This window comes from Kribbella sp. NPDC050124 (assembly GCF_044460355.1).
Classification (GTDB): Bacteria; Actinomycetota; Actinomycetes; order Propionibacteriales; family Kribbellaceae; genus Kribbella.
In genome coordinates this window covers 711,518-731,595 of the sequence record NZ_JBITJU010000001.1, presented here as the reverse complement: position 1 = coordinate 731,595, position 20,078 = coordinate 711,518, and the positions used below count along the sequence as shown (strand labels likewise).

Sequence of the window (20,078 nt, the reverse complement as noted above, 5' to 3'; positions counted from 1 at the left end):
TGAGTTCAGCCCCCGATCGCGAGGTTGAAGTCGGTTTCGTAGAGCTTCGCCTGGGCCGTGTCCAGCGGCATGAAGGTGAACGTCTTGGCCAGCATGGCCTGGTCGGGGAAGATCAGCGGGTCCTCGACCAGCTCGGGGTCGATCGCCTCCATCGCCTGCCGCGCGCCCTCGACCGGGCAGATGTAGTTCACCCAGGCCGCCAGCGTGGCCGCGATCTCCGGGTCGTAGTAGAAGTTCATCAACGCTTCGGCGTTGGCCTTGTGGTCGGCCTTGTTCGGCACCATCAGGTTGTCCGACCAGAGGTTGAGGCCTTCTTCCGGCACCACGAACTTGATGTCGGGGTTGTCGGCCTGCATCGCGATCACGTCGCCCGACCAGGCCTCGCAGGCCGCGATGTTGCCGGCGTTCAGGTCCTGCACGTAGTCGTTGCCGGTGAAGCGGCGGATCTGCCCGGAGGCGACCGTGTCCTGGAGCAGCTCGAGCGCCTTGCTCCACTCCGCGTCGTTGAAGTCGCCCGGGTCCGCGCCGGTGAGGCGGAGCATGAAGCCCATCGTGTCGGGCATCTCGGACAGCATCGTGATCCGGCCCTTGAGGTCCTCGCGGTCGATCAGGTCGGCCATGCTGCCCACTTCGCTGGTGACCGACGCGTTGTAGGCGATGCCGGTCAGACCGCTCTGCCACGGCGCGCTGTGGTCGCGGTTCGGGTCCCAGCTCGGCGCCCTGAGTTTCTGCAGCAGGTTGGCGTCGACGTTGGGGATCTTGGCGTGGTCGAGTTTCTGGATCCAGCCCAGCCCGATCATCCGGGCCGCCATCCAGTCGGTCAGCGCGAACAGGTCGCGGCCGCACGGCTCGCAGGAGCCGAGCTGGTCGCGGACCTTGCCGTAGAACTCGGCGTTGTCGTTCACGTCGGCGGTGTAGGTGACCTTGATCCCGGTCTCGCTCTGGAACGCGGCCAGCGTCGGCGGTGTGGCCTTGCTGTTCTCCTCGTCCTCGTCGATGTACCCGGGCCAGTTCGAGAAGATCAGCGTCTTCTGCTCCGCGGACAGGTCGGTACTGACGCACTCCCCTTCGGCCTGCGCGGCGGGCGGGATACCGCACCCGGCCAGACCACCGCCGGCCAGTCCGAGGGCGGACAACGACATCCCCCGCAGCACGGTCCGGCGGCCGACAAGACGCTGATGACGAGGACTCATCGGACCCCCCAAGAAGGCACCCTTCGCGGGCGATACTGTCAAACCGAACTGATCTAGACAAGGGATTCCGTAGCGATTCGGTCATTTTGCAACGAATTCCGCTGCGCCGACTTGCTTACGCCCCGTGACACTGAGAGGATCTCCGGGTGGCAGTGCGAACGGGGAACCCGGACAAGAACCAGGCCTTGCTGGACGACACCTCGAAGGCGATCATCGAGCAGCTCCAGCGGGACGGACGCCGCTCGTACGCTGCCATCGGCAAGGCCGTCGGGCTGTCCGAGGCGGCGGTCCGGCAGCGGGTGCAACGGCTGACCGACGCCGGCGTGATGCAGGTGGTCGCGGTCACCGATCCGCTCCAACTCGGCTTCGACCGGCAGGCGATGATCGGGATCAAGGCGGAGGGCGCGCTGGAGCCGATCGCGGACGAGCTCGCGAAGATGGACGAGGTCGAGTACGTCGTGATCACGGCCGGCTCGTTCGACCTGCTGGCCGAGGTACTGTGCGAGAGTGACCAGCACCTGCTGCAGGTGCTGTCCGAGCGGATCCGGCAGATCGAGGGCGTCAAGGCGACCGAGACGTTCGTCTACCTCAAGTTGGTGAAACAGACCTATTCCTGGGGTGTGCGCTGATCCTTTGGGGGGACACCGGGGAGCCCGCGGAGCACGCCGCCGGGCGATCCACGCTCGCAGGTGACCGGGACGCCGACGTGGCGATCGTCGGCGCCGGCTACACCGGCTTGTGGACCGCGTACTACCTGGCGAAGGCCGACCCGACGTTGCGCATCGTCGTACTCGAGGCCGAGACGGCCGGGTTCGGGGCGTCAGGTCGCAACGGTGGTTGGTGTTCCGCGTTCTTCCCGGCCTCGTCGCGCAAGCTGGCGGCGCTGCCCGGATCGAGTCGCGAAGCCGCGATCGAGATGCACCGGGCGATGCAGGCCACGGTCAACGAGGTCGGTCTGGTCAGCAGTGCCGAGGGCATCGACTGCGATTACCACAAGGGCGGCATGGTCGCGCTGGCGCGCAGTCCGGCCCAGCTCGCCCGCGCCCAGGCGATGGTTGCCGACGCCCACGAGTGGGGCCCCGGTGACCTGCACTTCCTCGACGCCGCGGAGGCGACCCGGAAGGTGCACGCGACGAACGTCCTCGGGGCGGTCTTCACCCCGCACTGCGCCGCCATCCATCCCGGCAAGCTGGTGCGCGGGCTCGCCGCCGTGGTCGAGCGGCTCGGCGTGACGATCCACGAGCAGACCCCGGTGACCAGGATCGGGCCGGGCGGTGCGGTCACGCCGTACGGCGTTCTGCGGGCCGATGTCGTGGTCCGGGCGACCGAGGGATTCACGCCGACGTTGGAAGGGCACGCGCGGACGTTGCTGCCGGTCTACTCGCTGATGGTCGCGACCGAGCCGCTCGACGACGCGACCTGGGCCCGGATCGGGCTGGCCGATCGGCCGACGTTCAGCGATCTGCGGCACCTGATCATCTATGGGCAGCGGACGGCCGATGGGCGGATCGCGTTCGGTGGCCGGGGTGCGCCGTACCACCTTGGCTCCCGGGTCAAGCCGTCGTACGACGAAGTGCCACGGGTCTTCGCCTCGTTGCGGGCGACTGTGCGGGAGCTGTTCGAGGGGCTCGATGACGTCCGGTTCACGCATGCGTGGGGCGGGCCGGTCGGTGTCGCGCGGGACTGGTGCGCGTCGGTCGGGCTCGACCGTGGAAGCGGGCTGGCCTGGGCCGGTGGGTACGTCGGGGACGGCGTGAGTACGACGAACCTCGCCGGGCGGACGTTGACGGATCTGATCCTGCGCCGGGACACCGGGCTGACGCGGTTGCCGTGGGTCGGGCATCGATCCCGCCGGTGGGAGCCGGAACCGCTGCGGTGGCTCGGGATCAACGCGGCCCGGCAGGCGGTCACGGTCGCGGACGCCGAGGAACAGCTGACTGGTCGCAACAGCAAGGTCGCCCGCCTGCTCGCCCCACTGCTCGGGGACTAACGGACGGCGAGGTGCCCGGAGTCGGCGATCAGCGACTCGAGCGGCAGGCCGGACAGCGGGATGCTCGGCCGCATCCAGTCGTTGAGGATCGGCTCCTCGCTCACCTGACCGATGAGCTCGGCGCGGCTGAGCTCGAACACGTGCGCCGGGTTCCCGGTCAGGTCGACCACGGTCCGCATCAGCCGGGCGGCCTGGTCCTCCCACAGGATGTCGCCTTGGTCGATCTGGTCCGGGCGGATCAGCAGTACGTCGACGTCGCTCTCGAGATCACCGTCGCCGCGCGCGATCGCGCCGTACAGGCTGGCGTGCACCGGTGGGATCCGCCAGGCGCTGATCTCGTCGGCCAGCCGGCTGGTGAGAGTGCTGCGGAGGTCGGCGAGGAACTCCACGGCCGGGGCGACGAGGTGCTTGCGATTGAGGTGATAGAGCAACGAGTTGCCGACGTCGTCGACGTGCACCAGACCGGTGGCGGCCAGTCGTTGCAGCACGAGCCGGACTCCGGCGACACTGCCGGTCCCGGCGAGCTTGTGGATCTGCCGCCCGGACAGGCCGCCCTCGCTGCGCGCGAGTACCTGCAAGACGGGGCCGTCCAACGACGGGATGACGGTGCTGATCGGGCTGCTGAGATCCATGGCGGCACCCACGATAGTGAGGCATTGCCCACCGAGAGTAATCATCGTGACGGGACAACAACTCTTGCTGAGGGCAACTACAGGCCTTGGGCGGTGGAGCGCGGGGTAGGGGTGGTACGGAGCTCGGTGGTGAAGGCGTAGCGATCGCCGCGGTAGAGGGCCGAGGTGTATTCGAAGACACGGTCGCGGCGGTCGAAGCTGATGCCGTGCACGGCCAGGCACGGCTGGGTCGACGGGATGCCCAGCCAGCCGGCGGACTTGGCGTCGGGCATGACGGGTTCGATCCGGGAGGTGCCGCTGACGTGGTCGATGCCGTACCGGGAGTCGAGCAGCTCGTAGAGCGAGCCGTTCAGGTCACCGGCTTGCAGACCGGGGACGTACCCAGCCGGCAGCGTGGTGCGCTCGACCACCATCGGTACGTCGTCGGCGAGCCGGAGCCGCGTGAACGTGATGATCGGGTCGCCGACCGGGATCCGCAGCCGGCGCGCGGCGGCCCGCTCGGCCTTCTGCTTGCGGAACTCGATCATCGTGCTGCCCGGTCGCATCCCGCGCCGCCGGACATCCTCGGAGAAGCCGATCATGCCCAGCCACTTCGCCACCTTCGGCCGGGTCGTGTACGTCCCGCTGCCGTGCCGGCGGACGAGCAGTTCCTCGATCACCAGTTCGTCGACGGCACGGCGCAGCGTCATCCGGGCCACGTTCCAGCGCACGGCGAGCTCCCGCTCCGCCGGCAGCGCGGCGCCCTCGGGCAGTGAGTCGATCAAGCTGAGCAGCAACGCCCGGATCTCGGCGGCCTTCCCGGGCAGCGAACCATGCATTGGTCTTGCGTAGCACCGGCACCGGGTCGTCAGAAAGCTCTTCCACACCGATCGAAACCCTTGCTTCTGGCATCGAACCTGGTAGACCACTTCCACCGGCGATCCTGCGAAGAAGTAACCTCCGAAGCATGGGGACGCGTGAAGAAGCTTCAACCGCGGTCGTCATCGGAGCCGGGATCGGTGGCCTGACGGCAGCGATGGGACTGCAGCGGATCGGCTGGTCGATGACCGTGCTCGAGCGCGCGCCGATCATCGCCGAGGTCGGCGCCGGGCTGACGGTCTGGCCGAACGCTGAGCGGGCGCTGGACGCGTTGGGCGTCGAGATCCAGTCCCGGTCGATCCCGACGATCTCGCGCGGCAACCTCCGGACGCCGTCCGGCCGCTGGCTGCGGCACAGTCACCCGGAGGATGTCGGCGTACTCGCGATTCATCGGGCTGATCTGCACGACGTACTGCGCAAAGAACTGCCCGACGAGGCGCTACACACCGACGCCGAGGTGGTGTCGGTGTCACCCGAGGGCACTGTGGTCTGTGCGGACGGCCAGAAGTTCACCGCGGACCTGGTGATCGCCGCCGACGGAGTGAACAGCGTGACCCGGCGCAGCCTGTGGTCCGGCGATCCCGTCTTCCAGCATCGGACGGTCTGGCGCGGGGTCACCCCTTCCGGCTCGGTGTGGCCGGTGCAGGAGTCGATGACGCTCGGTCGTGGGGTGCAGACCGGCGTACTCCCGCTCCCGGACGAGCGCGTCTACTGGTTCCTCATGGTCAACGCCGCCCAGCCGAACCAGCTGTACGGCGACGATCGCGCCGAAGTCCTGCGTCGCGTCCGGCACTGGCACCGCCCGATCCCGGAGCTGGTCGCGGCGACTCCCGAGGACCAGGTGCTGCACAACGACATCGTCGACCTCGACCCACTGCCGACGTACGTGAAGGACCGCGTCGTCCTGCTCGGCGACGCGGCGCACGCGATGTCGCCGGACCTCGGCCAAGGCGCCTGCCAGGCGATCGAGGATGCCGTTGTCCTAACCGCAGCCCTGGCCGCCGACAAGCTGCCCGAGGCGCTGCAGCGGTACGACGAGCAGCGCCGCGCGCGCCTGAAGCCGATGAAGGAGGCGGCCCGCGCGTCCCTCAAGCGAACCTCGAACACTGGCCTGCTCCCGCACCTCGCGGTCTCGATCGCGGCGCGGCTGGCCCCACCCGCGGCCTGGCGGAAGGCGACCGCGCAGTGGTCCGAGTGGACGCCGCCCGAGCTGCCGAGATGAAAAACAAGCACGCTTGATTCTTTTTGCCGGGCGTGCAACGCTCGGCTGCACACGATCCCTACCGCGGGGAGTGCAGCGTGCAACTGGACGAAGTGCTGGCCGACCTGTGGGCCGAGAGCGCTGAGCTGGACCGGCTGGTCGGTGGCCTGCCGGCCGAGGACTGGGCGACGCCGACACCGGCCGAGGGCTGGACGATCGCGCACCAGATCGCCCACTTGGCCTGGACCGACGAGGCCGCGCACCTCGCCGTTACCGATCCCGACGGCTTCCTGGTCTCCCTCGAGAAGGCGGCCGCGAGCCCGGCGACTTACGTCGACGAGGGGGCGAACGAGACGGTCGCGCTGCCGCCGGATCAGCTGCTGACCTACTGGCGGGAGACGCGCGCCGAGCTGGCCGAGGCGCTCAAGCAGGTCCCGGCCGGCCAGAAGGTGTCGTGGTACGGGCCGCCGATGAGTCCGACCTCGATGGCGACCGCCCGGTTGATGGAGACGTGGGCGCACGGCCAGGACGTGGTCGACGCGCTGCACGTCACCCGCCCGCCGTCGAACCGGTTACGGCACGTCGCCCACCTGGCGATCCGGACCCGCGACTTCGCCTACCTCCTGAACAACCGCACCCCGCCGGCCGAACCGTTCCACGTGGAACTCACCGGCCCGGACGGCGACCTCTGGACCTGGGGTCCCGACGACGCGGAGCAGCGGGTCACCGGTCCGGCGCTCGACTTCTGCCTGCTGGCGACTCAACGCCGGCATCGCGACGATCTCGCCGTACACAGCGAAGGTTCGGACGCGGAGGAGTGGCTCGGCATCATCCAGGCGTTCGCCGGACTGCCGGGCAAGGGTCGGACGGCGGGGCAGTTCGGATGACCGCGCCGATCAGGATCGGGAACGCGTCCGGGTTCTACGGCGACCGGTTCAGCGCGGTCCAGGAGATGCTGACCGGCGGACCGCTCGACGTGCTGACCGGGGACTATCTGGCCGAGCTGACCATGCTGATTCTCGGCCGGGACCGGTTGAAGGATCCGTCGCTCGGGTACGCGCGGACCTTCCTCAAGCAGCTCGAGACCGGTCTCGGCGAGGCGCTCGATCGCGGCGTCAAGATCGTCAGCAACGCCGGCGGCCTCAACCCCGCGGGACTCGCACAGGCCATTGCCGAGCTCGCCGACAAGCTCGGACTGCAGCCGAAGATCGCGTACGTCGAAGGCGACGACCTGCTCGGGCGCGCCGACGAACTCGGCCTCGGCACCCCGCTGACCGCCAACGCCTACCTCGGCGCCTGGGGCATCGCCGAAGCCCTCCAAGCCGGCGCGGACGTCGTCGTCACCGGCCGGGTCACCGATGCCTCGGTGATCGTCGGCCCTGCCGCCGCGCACCACGGCTGGAAACGGACGCAGTACGACGAGCTCGCCGGCGCGGTCGCGGCCGGGCACGTGATCGAGTGCGGCTGCCAGGCGACCGGCGGGAACTACGCGTTCTTCGGCGAGATCCGGGATCTCGGCCGCCCCGGGTTTCCGATCGCGGAGATCCACGCCGACGGCAGCAGCGTGATCACCAAGCACGATGACACCGGCGGCGCGGTCACGATCGACACGGTCAAGGCCCAACTGCTGTACGAGATCGCCGGCGCCCGGTACGCCGGTCCGGATGTCACCACTCGCCTCGACTCGATCGAGCTGAGCGACGACGGGCCCGACCGGGTCCGGCTCAGCGGTGTCCGCGGTGAGCCGCCGCCACCGACGTACAAGGTGTCGCTGAACAGCGTCGGCGGGTTCCGCAACGAGGTCGACTTCGTGCTGACCGGGCTGCAACTGGAGGAGAAGGCCGAGCTGGTGAAGGCGCAGCTCGAGCGCGCGCTGCCGAAGCGACCCGCGGAGCTGCGCTGGTCGCTCACCTGGACCGAGAAGCCGAACGCGGAGACCGAGGAGGAGGCCAGCGTCTTCCTCCGTTGCGCGGCGAAGGACCCGGATCCGAAGGTCGTCGGCCGGGCGTTCTCGAGCGCCGCCATCGAGTTGGCGCTCGCGAGCTACCCCGGCTTCCACGTCACCGCGCCGCCTGGCGACGGATCGCCCTACGGCGTCTTCCGGGCCGGGTACGTCGCCATCCGGGAGGTCGAGCAGATCGTCGTACTGCCGGATGGGACGCGGAAGGTGGTCGAGCCCGCAGCGGAGACGCAGCCGCTGGCGCCGGTCGAGGACGCCGAGCTGCCGATGCCGTTGCCGCAGCTCGCCTCAAGCGGTCGGCCGCGAAGCCGGGAGGTCCCGCTCGGCCGGATCGCCGGTGCGCGGTCGGGCGACAAGGGCGGCGATGCGAACGTCGGCGTCTGGGTGCGGCAGGAGAAGGCTTGGCGGTGGCTCGCACACACGTTGACCGTCGAGTTGTTCCAGGAGCTGTTGCCGGAGACGAGGGGCCTCGCCGTCACGCGGTACGTGTTGCCCAACTTGTGGGCGGTCAACTTCGTCGTCGAGGGACTGCTGGGTGAAGGCGTCGCGTCCCAGGCTCGCTTCGATCCGCAGGCGAAGGCGGTCGGTGAGTGGCTCCGGTCCCGGTACGTCGACGTACCGGAGGTGTTGCTGTGAACGACTTCCGAGAGTCCGTACGCCGGTTCATGGCTGCCGAGGTCCTGCCTGACCTTGATGAGTGGGAGCGGGCAGGCGAGCTGCCGCGGGAGTTGCACGAGAAGGCGGGGAAGCTCGGGCTGCTCGGGGTCGGTTTTCCGGAGGCGGTCGGCGGTGGCGGCGGCTCATTGCTGGATGCGATCGCAGTGGTCGAGGAGATGCATTACGCCGGCGGATCCGGTGGACTGGTGGCGTCGCTGCTGACCTGTGGGATCGCGTTACCGCACATCGTTGCTGCAGGCAACCAGGAGCAGATCGACAAGTGGGTGCGGCCGACGCTCGAGGGGTCGTTGATAGGGGCGCTGGCGATCACCGAGCCCGATGGTGGATCGGACGTGGCGTCGCTGCGAACCACGGCGCGGCGCGAGGGCGAGCACTTCGTTGTGAACGGGGCGAAGACGTACATCACCTCGGGGTGCCGGGCGGATTTCGTCACGACTGCGGTGCGGACCGACGGGCCTGGGGCGCGCGGGATCAGCCTGCTGGTGATCGAGAAGAACACGCCTGGGTTCGTGGTGTCGCGGAAGCTCGACAAGATGGGCTGGCTGTGCTCGGACACGGCTGAGCTGTCGTTCACCGACGTACGGGTTCCGGTCGGGAATCTGGTGGGCGCCCAGGGCACCGGCTTCGTGCAGCTTGCGGTGGGCTTCGTGGCCGAGCGGCTGACGCTGGCCGTGCAGGCGTACGCCGGAGCGCAGCGGGCGCTCGACCTCACCGTCGAGTGGTGCCGCAACCGGGAGACGTTCGGGCGGCCGTTGATCTCGCGGCAGACCGTGCAGCACACGCTGACCGAGATGGCCCGTCGGATCGATGTCGCCCGGGTCTACGTGCGCTCGGTCGCCGAGCGAGCCGGGCGCGGCGAGGAGGTGATCGCCGAGACGTGCTTCGCCAAGAACACCGCGGTCGAGGCTGGGCAGTGGGTCTGCGACCAGGCCCTGCAACTGCACGGAGGTCTCGGCTACCTGCGGGAGGCCGAGGTCGAGCGCCAGTACCGCGACCAGAAGATCCTCGCGATCGGCGGCGGCACCACCGAGATCCTGACCGGCCTGGCCGCGAAACGACTGGGGTACACATGACTGTGCACATTGCCACGCTGCCGCGCGGCGGGTCATGGGGCTTTGACTCCCGCCCTTCCCTCGTCCCTCCGGTCGCTTCGCTCCCTCCACTCCTCAGTCCAGGGCGGGAGGCCCCATGACCCATCGCGAGGCCATGCTGGAGAAGCTCGCGGCGCTGGATGCCGAGCATGCCAAGGCGCTGGCCGGCGGCGGCGAGAAGTACGTCGACCGGCATCACAAGCGCGGCAAACTGCTGGCCCGGGAGCGGATCGAGTTGCTGCTCGACCCGGACACGGCGTTCCTCGAACTGTCGCCGCTGGCCGGCTGGGGTTCGGACTTCACCGTCGGCGCGAGCCTGGTCACCGGGATCGGCGTGGTCGAAGGCGTCGAGTGCCTGATCACCGCGAACGACCCGACCGTCAAGGGCGGCGCGAGCAACCCGTGGACGCTGAAGAAGGCGCTGCGGGCCGACGAGATCGCCCGCGCGAACCGGTTGCCGGTGATCAGCCTGGTCGAGTCCGGCGGCGCGGACCTGCCGACGCAGAAGGAGATCTTCATCCCCGGCGGCGCCATGTTCCGCAATCTGACCCGGTTGTCGGCCGAGGGGATCCCGACCATTGCGCTGGTGTTCGGCAACTCGACCGCGGGCGGCGCGTACATCCCCGGCATGAGCGACTACGTGGTGATGGTCGACGGTGGCGCGAAGGTCTTCCTGGCCGGACCGCCGCTGGTGAAGATGGCGACCGGCGAGGACGCGGACGACGAGTCGCTCGGCGGCGCGTCGATGCACGCGCGCACCTCCGGACTGGCCGACTACTTCGCGGTCGACGAGCAGGACGCGATCCGGCTCGGCCGCCAGATCGTGTCCCGGCTGAACTGGCGCAAACTCGGTCCGCCGCCGGCTTCGTCGTACGACGAACCGCTCCTCGACGCCGACGAGTTGCTCGGGATCGTGCCCGATGACCTGAAGATCCCGTTCGATCCGCGGGACGTGATCGCGCGGGTGGTGGACGGGTCGGTGTTCGACGAGTTCAAGCCGCTCTACGGGTCGTCGCTGGCGACCGGGTGGGCGTCGGTGCACGGGTACCCGGTCGGGATCCTGGCGAACGCGCGGGGGGTGCTGTTCAGCGAGGAGTCGCAGAAGGCGGCGCAGTTCATCCAGCTGGCGAACCGTTCTGATACGCCACTCATCTTCCTCCACAACACGACCGGTTACATGGTCGGCCAGGAGTACGAGCAGCGCGGGATCATCAAGCACGGCGCCCAGATGATCAACGCGGTGTCGAACTCCAAGGTGCCGCACATCTCGATCCTGATGGGTGCCTCGTACGGAGCCGGGCACTACGGGATGTGCGGTCGGGCGTTCGACCCGCGGTTCCTGTTCGCGTGGCCGTCGGCGAAGTCGGCGGTGATGGGACCGCAGCAGTTGGCCGGGGTGCTGTCGATCGTGGCGCGGGCAGCCGCGGCGGCGAAGGGGCAGCCGTACGACGAGGACGGCGATGCGGCGATGCGCGCGTACGTCGAAGGCCAGATCGAAGCGGAGTCGCTGCCGATGTTCCTGTCCGGGCGGTTGTACGACGACGGCGTGATCGACCCGCGGGACACCCGGACCGTGCTTGGGATCTGCCTGTCCGCCATCCACTCCGCCCCGGTCGAAGGTACGTCGTCCTTCGGCGTCTTCAGGATGTGACGCGCATGATCACGTCAGTACTGGTTGCCAACCGGGGCGAGATCGCCCGGCGGATCTTCCGCACGGCCCGATCACTCGGCCTGTCGATGGTCGCGGTCCACTCCACCGCGGACGCTGGATCGCCGCATGTGGCCGAGGCCGACGCGGCGGTCCACCTGCCCGGCAACGCGCCTGGTGACACGTATCTCCGCGGCGACCTGATCATCGAGGCGGCGTTGCGGGCCGGAGCGGACGCGGTGCATCCGGGCTACGGGTTCCTGTCCGAGAACGCCGGGTTCGCGCAGGCGGTGATCGACGCGGGGCTGACCTGGATCGGGCCGCCGGTGGACGCGATCTCGTCGATGGGGTCGAAGATCGAGGCGAAGAAGCTGATGGCGGCGGCTGGGGTGCCGGTGCTGGCGGAGCTCACGCCTGCTGAGGTGTCGGCTGCCGACCTGCCGGTGCTGGTGAAGGCGTCGGCGGGTGGTGGTGGGCGCGGAATGCGGGTGGTGTCGCGGCTGGAGGACCTGCCTGCTGAGATCGAGGCTGCGTCGGCGGAGGCGTTGTCGGCGTTCGGGGACGGGACGGTGTTCTGCGAGCGCTACCTGGCGGCGGGCCGGCACATCGAGGTGCAGATCATGGCCGACCAGCACGGCACAATCTGGGCGGTCGGCGAACGCGAGTGCTCGATCCAGCGTCGCCACCAGAAGGTCGTCGAAGAGGCCCCGTCGCCGTTGGTCGAACGGATCCCTTCCATGCGCCCGCACCTCTTCGACGCCGCCCGCAAGGCAGCCGCCGCGATCAACTACGTCGGCGCCGGCACAGTCGAGTTCCTGGCCGACAACACCGGCAACTTCTACTTCCTCGAAATGAACACCCGCCTCCAGGTAGAACACCCCGTCACCGAAGAAACCACCGGCCTCGACCTGGTCGGGTGGCAGATCGGGGTCGCGTCCGGTGAACGGCTCCCGGCCGACCCACCACCCACAGTCGGTCATGCGATCGAGGTCCGGTTGTACGCCGAGGACCCAGCCCGCGACTGGCAACCCCAGACCGGACGCCTGTACCGGTTCGCGGTCGGCGCCGAGCGCCTTTCCGGAACAAAAGTTGCACCTGGCGACCACGATCTTCCGAAAAGCGCGCCGCGGGTGCGGGTGGACTCGGGGGTGGTGAGCGGGTCGGAGGTGTCGCCGTACTACGACGCGATGCTGGCCAAGGCGGTCGTCTGGGCGACCGACCGGACGGCGGCGGCGAGGCGGCTCGCAGCCGAGGTGGACCGGGCCACGATCCACGGCGTGCGGACGAACCGCGGCCTGCTCTCCTGGATCCTGCGGCATCCTGCGTTCTTGGCGGGAGACACCGACACGGGGTTCTTCGAGCGGCACGGGATCGGGGTGCCGGTCGATCCACAGGTCGTCCGGGTGTCGGCGTTGGCGGCGGCTTTGGCTGATGCGGCGGAGCGGAGTGCGCCGGTGCGGGTGCCTAGTGGGTGGCGGAACTTGGCGTCGCAGCCGCAGCGGAAGAGCTACCGGGTTGGGGAAGAGGTGCACGAGGTTGCCTATCGGCTGACTCGGAACGGGTTGGTTGTGGAGGGCGACGTGCAGCTCGTGTCGAACGGCGCGGAGCGCGTGGTGCTCGAGGTTGACGGCGTACGGCGGGCTTTCGACGTGGCGGCGTACGACGGGTTGGTGTGTGTGGACTCGCCACTCGGAAGTGTGGCGCTGGAACCGGTGGAGCGGTTCACAGATCCGTCGCGGCAGGTGGCGGCGGGGTCGTTGGTGGCGCCGATGCCGGGGACGGTGATCCGGGTCGGCGTGCAGGTGGGCGACAAGGTCGAGCAAGGGCAGCCGCTGCTGTGGCTGGAGGCGATGAAGATGGAGCACACGATCGCCAGTCCGGCGGGCGGCGTGGTGAGTGAGCTCAAGGTCGAGGCAGGTCAACAGGTCGAGGTCGGCGCCGTACTGGCCGTGGTTGGGGAGGACGCATGAACGAGCGAAGCGAGTTCATCAACAAGCACAGTGCGATTCGTGCCTCATCGGCGCCCGGAGCGAAGCGAGGACGCCGATGAGCTACGTCGAGTCCGAAGAGCGCCAGGCGCTGCGCAAGGCAGTCGGTGAGCTGGGCAAGAAGTACGGCTACGAGTGGTTCAACCGGCAGGCGCGCAGCGGCGGGCACACCACCGAGCTGTGGCTGGAGGCGGGCAAGCTCGGGTATCTCGGCGTCAACCTGCCCGAGGAGTACGGCGGCGGGGGCGGCGGCATGGGCGACTTGTCGATCGTGCTGGAGGAGCTCGGCGCCGCGGGCTGCCCGCTGCTGATGATGGTCGTCTCGCCGTCGATCTGCGGCACGGTGATCGCCCGGTTCGGCACCGACGAACAGAAGCAACACTGGCTGCCGGGCCTGGCCGACGGTACGACGATCATGGCGTTCGCGATCACCGAGCCCGACGCCGGCTCGAACTCGCACCAGATCACCACGACGGCACGCCGTACCGAGGACGGCTGGTCGCTGAGCGGGCGCAAAGTGTTCATCTCCGGCCTCGACGTCGCGCAGGCGGTCCTGGTCGTCGGCCGGACCGAGGACGCCCGGACCGGGAAGCTCAAGCCGGCCCTGTTCATCGTCCCGGTGGACGCGCCCGGCGTGGAGTTCACCCAGATCGAGATGGACCTGATCAGCCCGGACAAGCAGTTCGCGCTGTTCCTGGACGACGTACGGCTGCCGCGGGAGGCGCTGGTCGGCGCCGAGGACGCGGCGCTGCTGCAGCTGTTCGCCGGGCTGAACCCTGAGCGAATCATGGCGTCCGCGTTCGCCATCGGCATCGCCCGGCACGCGCTCGGCAAGGCGACGGCGTACGTGAAGGACCGCCAGGTCTGGAAGACCCCGATCGGCGCACACCAGGGTCTCGCGCACCCGCTCGCGCAGATCAAGATCGAGCTCGAGCTGGCGCGGCTGATGCTGCAGAAGGCCGCCGCCTTGTACGACGCCGGCGACGACCTCGGCGCGGGCGAGGCGGCGAACATGGCGAAGTACGCGGCCGGCGAGGTCGCGGTCCGGGCCACCGACCAGGCGGTCCAGTCACTCGGCGGCAACGGCATGACCAAGGAGTACGGCGTCGCCTCGCTGGTCGCGGCCGCCCGCGCGACCCGGATCGCGCCGGTCAGCCGGGAGATGATCCTGAACTTCGTCGCGCAGCACTCACTCGGTCTACCCAAGTCGTACTGAGAGGATTCCCGATGATCATCACCAGTGAGTTCCCACCCGTCGAGATCCTCGACGTCCCGATCCACGACGCCGTCCTGGGCACAGCCCGGGAGTACGGCGACCGGCCGGCCCTCGTGGACGGCGTGACCGGCAAGGAGATCAGCTACGCGCAGCTGGACGGGATGAGCCGCCGGGTGGCCGCCGGTTTCGCCGAGCTGGGCATCAGGCACGGCGACACCATCGCGCTCTACAGCCCGAACACGATCCTCTACCCGGTCGTCTTCTACGGCGCCACCCGCGCGGGCGCGACCGTGACGACGGTGAACGCGCTCTACACCGCGGACGAGTTGCACAAGCAACTGGTCGACTCCAAGGCGAAGTTGCTGGTGACGATTTCGCTGTTCCTGCCGGCCGCGACCGCGGCGGTCGAAGGCACCGACGTGACCGAGATCTTCGTCTGCGACAGCGCCGCGGGGTACCGCTCGGTGATGGAGCTGGTCGCTTCGACCGGCCCCGAGCCGGAGGTGACGATCGACCCGGCCGAGGACGTCGCCGTACTGCCGTACTCCAGTGGTACGACGGGCGCCGCGAAGGGCGTGATGCTGACGCACCGGAACATCGCGACCAACATCGCCCAGGCCGAGGTGATGATCAAACTCGACGAGGACGAGCGGATCATCGCGATCCTGCCGTTCTTCCACATCTACGGGCTGACCGTGCTGATGAACCTCCCGCTCCGGCTCGGCGCGACGGTCGTCGTACTGCCGAAGTTCGACCTGGACCAGTTCCTGACCACGCTCGACCAGCAGAAGATCACGCGGGCGTTCGTCGCGCCGCCGGTGGTGCTCGCGCTGGCGAAGCACCCGGCTGTGGACGGGGTCGACCTGTCGGCGCTGAAGTACCTGATGTCGGCCGCGGCGCCGCTGGACGGTGAGCTGGCTGAGGCGTGCGCGAAGCGGCTCGGCTTGCACGCCGTACTGCAGGCGTACGGGATGACCGAGTTGTCGCCTGGCACGCACTCGGTGCCGCAGGACGATCCTGAGCCGCCGCCTGGCGCCGTGGGCAAGCTGTTCCCGTCCACGGAGCTGCGGCTGGTCGGTGCTGACGGCAACGATGCGGACGAGGGCGAGATCTGGATCCGCGGTCCGCAGGTGATGAAGGGGTACCTCGGCCGCCCGGCCGAGACCGACGCGACCATTGACCCGGACGGCTGGCTGCACACCGGTGACATCGGGCGGATGGACGGGCGCGGGTACCTGTACGTCATCGACCGGGTCAAGGAGCTGATCAAGTACCACGGCTACCAGGTGCCGCCGGCCGAGTTGGAGGCGGTGCTGCTGACCGACGACCGGATCGCGGACGCGGCGGTGATCGGGGTGCAGGCCGAGGGCAACGAGGTGCCGAAGGCGTTCGTGGTCCCGATGCCGGGAGTGCAGCTGACCGAGGCGGACGTGATCGAGTACGTGTCCGCGCGGGTGGCGCCGTACAAGAAGGTCCGGCAGGTGGAGTTCATCGAGGCGGTGCCGAAGGCGGCCTCGGGCAAGATCCTGCGGCGTGAGCTCAGGGCCCGCGAGGCCGCCCGTGAGTGAAGCCCTCAAGGAACCCCAGCAGGACCGCAGCCGGGCCACCCGGCAGCGGCTGCTCGAGGCGGCCGTGGAGTCACTGGCCGAGGTCGGGTACGCCGCGACGACGGTGTCGGTCGTCGCGGCGCGGGCCGGGGTTTCGCGGGGTGCGGCGCAGCACCACTTCCCGACGCGGGCGGACCTGTTCGCGGCGGCGGTCGAGTACATGACCGAGGTGCGGCTGGCGGAGATCCGCGCGCAAGCCGCGGCGCTGCCCAGTGGGCCGGGGCGGACCGAGGCGATCGTGGCGATGCTCGCTGACGTCTACACCGGTCCGCTGTTCCGGGCTGCACTGCACCTCTGGGTGGCGGCGTCAACCGAGGAGGCGCTGCGGAAGCAGATCGTCGGACTGGAGGCGCATGTCGGACGGCAGGCGCACCGGGCGCTGCTGGAAGTGCTTGAGGTGAGTGAGCGGACTCCTGGGGTGCGGGAGACCGTGCAAGGCGTGCTGGACATGGCACGCGGGCTGGGGCTGGCTGACCTGCTGACGGATGACAGCGCTCGGCGGCGCGGGATCGTGCGGCAGTGGAGCCGCATCCTGGATCAGGCGCTGCGGGTGCCGGGGGTGTGACCGAAGGCGCGGCGGAAGGCGTCGATGAACGCACTGGTCGACGCCCAACCACACTGATGAGCCACCCGGGTCACCGAGCCGCCCTCTGCGAGCAGTCTGAGCGCCAGGTGCAGTCTGAGCTCAGTGCGCCACTGCGGGAAGGTCATGCCTAGGTCCGCCTTGCAGAGGCGGCTCAGGGTGCGTTCACTGGCGCCGATCTCGCGGCCGAGTTCGGTGAGCGTTCTGTTGTCGGCCGGGTCCACTTCAAGCAGCTTGCAGACCGCAGCGAGCCGAGGATCGCGTGGAGTGGGTAGGTAGGTCGGCCGCTGTGGTGAACGCCGCAGCTGATCCAAGAGCACCAGGTACAACCGGTGTTGTTCAGTGGGATCCGTTTCGAGGGTTGTGTGCGCGAGGATCAGCTCTCTGAGCAGCGAACTGACGACCAGTGCTGATGGGACATCCAGGTTCAGCGGGTTGTCCGTGAGTCCGACGGTGTGGAGTGCGGTCTCGCCGTACGCGCGGTGTTGGTGAAGGGTGCCTGCCGGGACCCAGATGGCTCGGTTGGCGGGGGCGATCCAATTGCCGGCGTCGGTGGTCACCGAGAGGACGCCGCGCCCGGCGTACACGATCTGGTGCTGCTCGTGCCAGTGCGGGTCGATGCCGCCACCGGCCGGGATCTCCTGCGACCCGGTGTTGGCTGGACGGCGTTGGCGGATTTCCGGCATAGGTTGGCATTTTATCGGAAGCCGGACAGGCGCTCCGCGGCCGAGGATCGATGGTGTGCGGAGACTTCGACCGATCGGGCTGATGGCGATCGGGCACGCCTGCGTGGACGTCTACCAGGGCGCCGTACCTGCGCTGGTTCCGTTCCTGGTCGCAGAACGCGGCCTTGGGTACGTCGCTGTGTCGGGGATCACGCTGGCTGCGACGCTCCTGTCGTCGGTGGTGCAGCCGGTGTTCGGTGTGCTGACCGATCGGCGGCCGCTGACCTGGCTGATCCCGGTCAGCATGACGACCGCTGGGCTCGGGATCGCGCTGCTCGGGATCGGTGACTCGTACCTGCTGAGCTGGTTGGCGGCCGCGCTGTCCGGACTCGGGGTCGCGGCCTATCACCCGGAGGCGGCTCGGATGGCGCGGGCGGTGAGTGGTGGTAGCCATGTCGGGATGAGCTGGTTCTCGGTCGGCGGGAACGTCGGGTTCGCGCTCGCCCCGGTGCTGGTCACGCCGATCATGGCGGTCGGCGGACTCGCGCTGACACCGGTGCTCGTCGTACCGGCTCTGGTTGGTGCACTGATCACCACGCTGGCCGTTCGGTCCGGTGTGTCGCGAGTCGCCGCGAGCCGGATGGGCCGTCCGGGAACCGATGACTGGTCGTCGTTCCTGCGGTTGTCGGTGATCATGGTGTGCCGGTCGATCGTGTTCGTCGGGCTCGGCACCTTCATCGCGCTGTACGCCGGTGAACGAGTCGGCGGCGGTACGACGACCGGCGGGGCGGCGTTGTTCGTCCTGTTCGCGGCCGGCGCATTCGGCACACTGCTCGGCGGCCGATTGGCGACCCGGTACGGCCGAATCCGCACGATGCGCACGTCGTACGGCGTCGCGGTCCCGGCGATCGCAGGCCTGGTCTTCGTCCCCGGCCCCTTGTTCTTCGTCTTCCTCACCCTGACCGCGATCGCACTGTCGATCCCGTTCTCCCTGCACGTCACCCTCGGCCGGGACTTCCTACCCGGCCGAGTCGGCACCGCCGGTGGAATGACCCTCGGCCTGGCAGTAAGCATCGGCGGCGTAGCAACCCCACTCCTGGGCACCATCGCCGAGCACTCCTCCCTCCGTCTGGCCCTGTCCACCCTGATCGCCCTGACCCTGACCAGCTGCCTACTCGGCTACTTCCTCGACGAACCTGCCCCACAGTGATTTCCAACGATGGTCCAGGTGGTGGTCAGGGGCTCTGTAAAGGTTTGCTCATGACGTAAGTTGGCGTTTGTCATGACTACTGAGGGGATCGACCGGGCGGCGGGGGTCGGGCTTCGGTCGGAGCGCGGGCCGATTCTGCTCGCGGTGATGCTGAGCATCGGCCTGGTGGCGATCGACGCGACCATCCTCGCGACCGCCGTACCCTCCGTCGTCGACGACCTCGGCGGGTTCACCCAGTTCCCGTGGCTGTTCTCGATCTACCTGCTCGCGCAAGCCGTCTCGGTGCCGATCTACGGGAAGCTCGCCGATCTGCGCGGGCGGAAGCCGATCATGCTGCTCGGGGTCGGGCTGTTCGTGCTCGGCTCGGTGCTGTGCGGGTTCGCCTGGAGCATGCCCGCGCTGATCGCGTTCCGGCTGATCCAGGGCCTCGGCGCCGGCGCGATCCAGCCGATCGGGATGACGATCGTCGGCGACATCTACACGGTCGCCGAGCGGGCCAAGGTGCAGGGCTACATCGCCAGCGTCTGGGGGATCTCGTCGTTCGTCGGCCCGACGCTGGGCGGGGTGTTCTCCGACTTCGTGTCCTGGCGCTGGATCTTCTTCGTGAACATCCCGCTCGGCCTCGCGGCCGCCTGGGTGCTGATCCGCCGGTTCGAGGAGAAGGTCGCCCGGCAGGCCAGCCACAAGATCGACTACCCCGGCGCGATCCTGCTCGCGGTCGGCGGTTCGCTGCTGCTGCTCGGGCTGCTCGAGGGTGGCGTGATGTGGGATTGGGACTCGGGTGCGAGCATCGCGATCCTGGCGGTGGCCGCCGTACTGCTGGTCGTGTTCGTCTTGGTCGAGCGCCGCGCCGCCGAGCCGGTCCTGCCGCTGTGGGTGCTCGGCCAGCGCGTGCTCAACTCCGCGAACTCGGCCGCACTGCTGATCGGTGTGCTGATGATCGGCTTGTCCACCTATGTCCCGCTGTTTGCGCAGAGCGTGCTGGGTACGTCGGCTCTCGTCGCCGGCTTCGCGTTGGCCGCGATGACGCTGGGCTGGCCGATCGCGGCCTCACTCGCCGGGCGGATCTACCTGCGCGTGGGCTTCCGTACGACGATGCTCATGGGCTCGCTGATCGTCGTCGTGGGAGCCGCGTTGCTGCTCACGGTCGACTCGGGCAGCGCCGTACTGCACCTTGCGGCGGCCTGCTTCGTGATCGGGCTCGGTCTCGGCTTCTCCGCGTCGCCGTCCGTGGTGGCCGCGCAGTCGTCGGTCGCCTGGCAGACCCGCGGTGTGGTGACCGGCGCCAACATGTTCGCCCGCTCGGTCGGCAGCGCGGTCGGTGTCGCGGCCTTCGGCGCGGTAGCCAACGGCGTAGTCGCCGCCCGCCTCGGTGACAGCCACGCCGACCTGGAGACGCTCCCCGGCGAAGTCCTCGCCCCCGCCATCCACGACGTCTACTACGGCGCCGCCGCGGCCGCCGTCTTGCTCGTCGTCGCCGTCGCCTTCATGCCCAACCACATCACCGAACAACCCCTCGCCAACCCCACCACCGACTGAGGGCCGGTCTAGGTTGGGG

General features: G+C 69.0%; 17 protein-coding genes. 13 read left to right on the top strand and 4 right to left on the bottom strand.

The features are described from left to right. Positions 1-5 precede the first annotated feature (5 nt). Complete coding sequence (locus tag ACIBL3_RS03650; protein WP_396351595.1) at positions 6-1,193, bottom strand: spermidine/putrescine ABC transporter substrate-binding protein; 1,188 nt, start codon at positions 1,191-1,193, stop codon at positions 6-8. Positions 1,194-1,381: 188 nt separating this feature from the next. On the opposite strand from ACIBL3_RS03650, the gene ACIBL3_RS03645 reads away from it, so the two are divergent. Both ACIBL3_RS03645 and ACIBL3_RS03640 read left to right on the top strand, forming a co-directional pair. Then, on the top strand, positions 1,382-1,822 hold the full coding sequence (locus ACIBL3_RS03645; protein WP_396352301.1) for an Lrp/AsnC family transcriptional regulator: 441 nt from the start codon (positions 1,382-1,384) through the stop codon (positions 1,820-1,822). Positions 1,823-1,899: 77 nt separating this feature from the next. Beyond that, positions 1,900-3,183 carry an NAD(P)/FAD-dependent oxidoreductase gene (locus ACIBL3_RS03640; RefSeq protein WP_396351594.1) on the top strand — a complete coding sequence of 428 codons (1,284 nt, stop codon included), beginning with the start codon at positions 1,900-1,902 and terminating at the stop codon, positions 3,181-3,183. On the opposite strand, the gene ACIBL3_RS03635 is transcribed toward ACIBL3_RS03640, so the two are convergent. Continuing rightward, on the bottom strand, positions 3,180-3,815 hold the full coding sequence (locus ACIBL3_RS03635) for a hypothetical protein (protein WP_396351593.1): 636 nt from the start codon (positions 3,813-3,815) through the stop codon (positions 3,180-3,182). The two genes, ACIBL3_RS03640 and ACIBL3_RS03635, sit on opposite strands and share 4 nt — an antisense overlap. Before the next feature lie 77 nt (positions 3,816-3,892). Continuing rightward, the gene (locus ACIBL3_RS03630) at positions 3,893-4,633 is read right to left on the bottom strand and encodes a GntR family transcriptional regulator (RefSeq protein WP_396351592.1); all 741 of its coding nucleotides are present in this window, start codon (positions 4,631-4,633) and stop codon (positions 3,893-3,895) included. A gap of 128 nt (positions 4,634-4,761) precedes the next feature. On the opposite strand from ACIBL3_RS03630, the gene ACIBL3_RS03625 reads away from it, so the two are divergent. The 9 genes from ACIBL3_RS03625 (at position 4,762) to ACIBL3_RS03585 (ending at position 16,627) form a co-directional block, all read left to right on the top strand. After that, on the top strand, positions 4,762-5,895 hold the full coding sequence (locus tag ACIBL3_RS03625; RefSeq protein WP_396351591.1) for an FAD-dependent monooxygenase: 1,134 nt from the start codon (positions 4,762-4,764) through the stop codon (positions 5,893-5,895). A gap of 77 nt (positions 5,896-5,972) precedes the next feature. Next, positions 5,973-6,761: a TIGR03084 family metal-binding protein gene (locus ACIBL3_RS03620; RefSeq protein ID WP_396351590.1), complete on the top strand. Its 789-nt coding sequence runs from the start codon at positions 5,973-5,975 to the stop codon at positions 6,759-6,761. Beyond that, on the top strand, positions 6,758-8,470 hold the full coding sequence (locus ACIBL3_RS03615) for an acyclic terpene utilization AtuA family protein (RefSeq protein ID WP_396351589.1): 1,713 nt from the start codon (positions 6,758-6,760) through the stop codon (positions 8,468-8,470). Before ACIBL3_RS03620 ends, ACIBL3_RS03615 begins: the two co-directional genes overlap by 4 nt. Then, positions 8,467-9,585, top strand: coding sequence for an acyl-CoA dehydrogenase family protein (locus tag ACIBL3_RS03610; protein WP_396351588.1), 1,119 nt, complete (start codon positions 8,467-8,469; stop codon positions 9,583-9,585). Before ACIBL3_RS03615 ends, ACIBL3_RS03610 begins: the two co-directional genes overlap by 4 nt. Before the next feature lie 115 nt (positions 9,586-9,700). After that, positions 9,701-11,254: an acyl-CoA carboxylase subunit beta gene (locus ACIBL3_RS03605; protein WP_396351587.1), complete on the top strand. Its 1,554-nt coding sequence runs from the start codon at positions 9,701-9,703 to the stop codon at positions 11,252-11,254. A 5-nt stretch (positions 11,255-11,259) separates the two neighbouring features. Beyond that, positions 11,260-13,221, top strand: coding sequence for a biotin carboxylase N-terminal domain-containing protein (locus ACIBL3_RS03600; protein ID WP_396351586.1), 1,962 nt, complete (start codon positions 11,260-11,262; stop codon positions 13,219-13,221). A gap of 76 nt (positions 13,222-13,297) precedes the next feature. Continuing rightward, entirely contained in the window at positions 13,298-14,455 is a 1,158-nt protein-coding gene (locus tag ACIBL3_RS03595) for an acyl-CoA dehydrogenase family protein (RefSeq protein WP_396351585.1), read from the top strand. Between the two features lie 11 nt (positions 14,456-14,466). Next, on the top strand, positions 14,467-16,023 hold the full coding sequence (locus ACIBL3_RS03590) for an AMP-binding protein (protein WP_396351584.1): 1,557 nt from the start codon (positions 14,467-14,469) through the stop codon (positions 16,021-16,023). Then, positions 16,016-16,627: a TetR/AcrR family transcriptional regulator gene (locus ACIBL3_RS03585; protein WP_396351583.1), complete on the top strand. Its 612-nt coding sequence runs from the start codon at positions 16,016-16,018 to the stop codon at positions 16,625-16,627. The genes ACIBL3_RS03590 and ACIBL3_RS03585 overlap by 8 nt, the downstream gene beginning before the upstream one ends. Here ACIBL3_RS03585 and ACIBL3_RS03580 read toward each other — a convergent pair. Next, positions 16,600-17,331, bottom strand: a complete 732-nt coding sequence (locus tag ACIBL3_RS03580) for a helix-turn-helix domain-containing protein (RefSeq protein ID WP_396351582.1) — start codon at positions 17,329-17,331, stop codon at positions 16,600-16,602. The genes ACIBL3_RS03585 and ACIBL3_RS03580 overlap by 28 nt on opposite strands. 55 nt (positions 17,332-17,386) lie before the next feature. Between ACIBL3_RS03580 and ACIBL3_RS03575 the strand changes: the two genes are divergently transcribed. Then, on the top strand, positions 17,387-18,520 hold the full coding sequence (locus ACIBL3_RS03575) for an MFS transporter (RefSeq protein WP_396351581.1): 1,134 nt from the start codon (positions 17,387-17,389) through the stop codon (positions 18,518-18,520). Positions 18,521-18,592: 72 nt separating this feature from the next. Beyond that, positions 18,593-20,059, top strand: a complete 1,467-nt coding sequence (locus ACIBL3_RS03570) for an MDR family MFS transporter (RefSeq protein WP_396351580.1) — start codon at positions 18,593-18,595, stop codon at positions 20,057-20,059. Positions 20,060-20,078 lie beyond the last annotated feature (19 nt).

Excerpts from the sequence above, each read along its gene's own strand:
- ACIBL3_RS03650 (WP_396351595.1), bottom strand. The coding sequence starts at position 1,193 with ATGAGTCCTCGTCATCAGCGTCTTGTCGGCCGCCGGACCGTGCTGCGG.
- ACIBL3_RS03635 (WP_396351593.1), bottom strand. The coding sequence starts at position 3,815 with ATGGATCTCAGCAGCCCGATCAGCACCGTCATCCCGTCGTTGGACGGC.
- ACIBL3_RS03630 (WP_396351592.1), bottom strand. The coding sequence starts at position 4,633 with ATGCATGGTTCGCTGCCCGGGAAGGCCGCCGAGATCCGGGCGTTGCTG.
- ACIBL3_RS03625 (WP_396351591.1), top strand. The coding sequence starts at position 4,762 with ATGGGGACGCGTGAAGAAGCTTCAACCGCGGTCGTCATCGGAGCCGGG.
- ACIBL3_RS03615 (WP_396351589.1), top strand. The coding sequence starts at position 6,758 with ATGACCGCGCCGATCAGGATCGGGAACGCGTCCGGGTTCTACGGCGAC.
- ACIBL3_RS03605 (WP_396351587.1), top strand. The coding sequence starts at position 9,701 with ATGACCCATCGCGAGGCCATGCTGGAGAAGCTCGCGGCGCTGGATGCC.
- ACIBL3_RS03600 (WP_396351586.1), top strand. The coding sequence starts at position 11,260 with ATGATCACGTCAGTACTGGTTGCCAACCGGGGCGAGATCGCCCGGCGG.
- ACIBL3_RS03595 (WP_396351585.1), top strand. The coding sequence starts at position 13,298 with ATGAGCTACGTCGAGTCCGAAGAGCGCCAGGCGCTGCGCAAGGCAGTC.
- ACIBL3_RS03590 (WP_396351584.1), top strand. The coding sequence starts at position 14,467 with ATGATCATCACCAGTGAGTTCCCACCCGTCGAGATCCTCGACGTCCCG.
- ACIBL3_RS03580 (WP_396351582.1), bottom strand. The coding sequence starts at position 17,331 with ATGCCGGAAATCCGCCAACGCCGTCCAGCCAACACCGGGTCGCAGGAG.
- ACIBL3_RS03570 (WP_396351580.1), top strand. The coding sequence starts at position 18,593 with ATGACTACTGAGGGGATCGACCGGGCGGCGGGGGTCGGGCTTCGGTCG.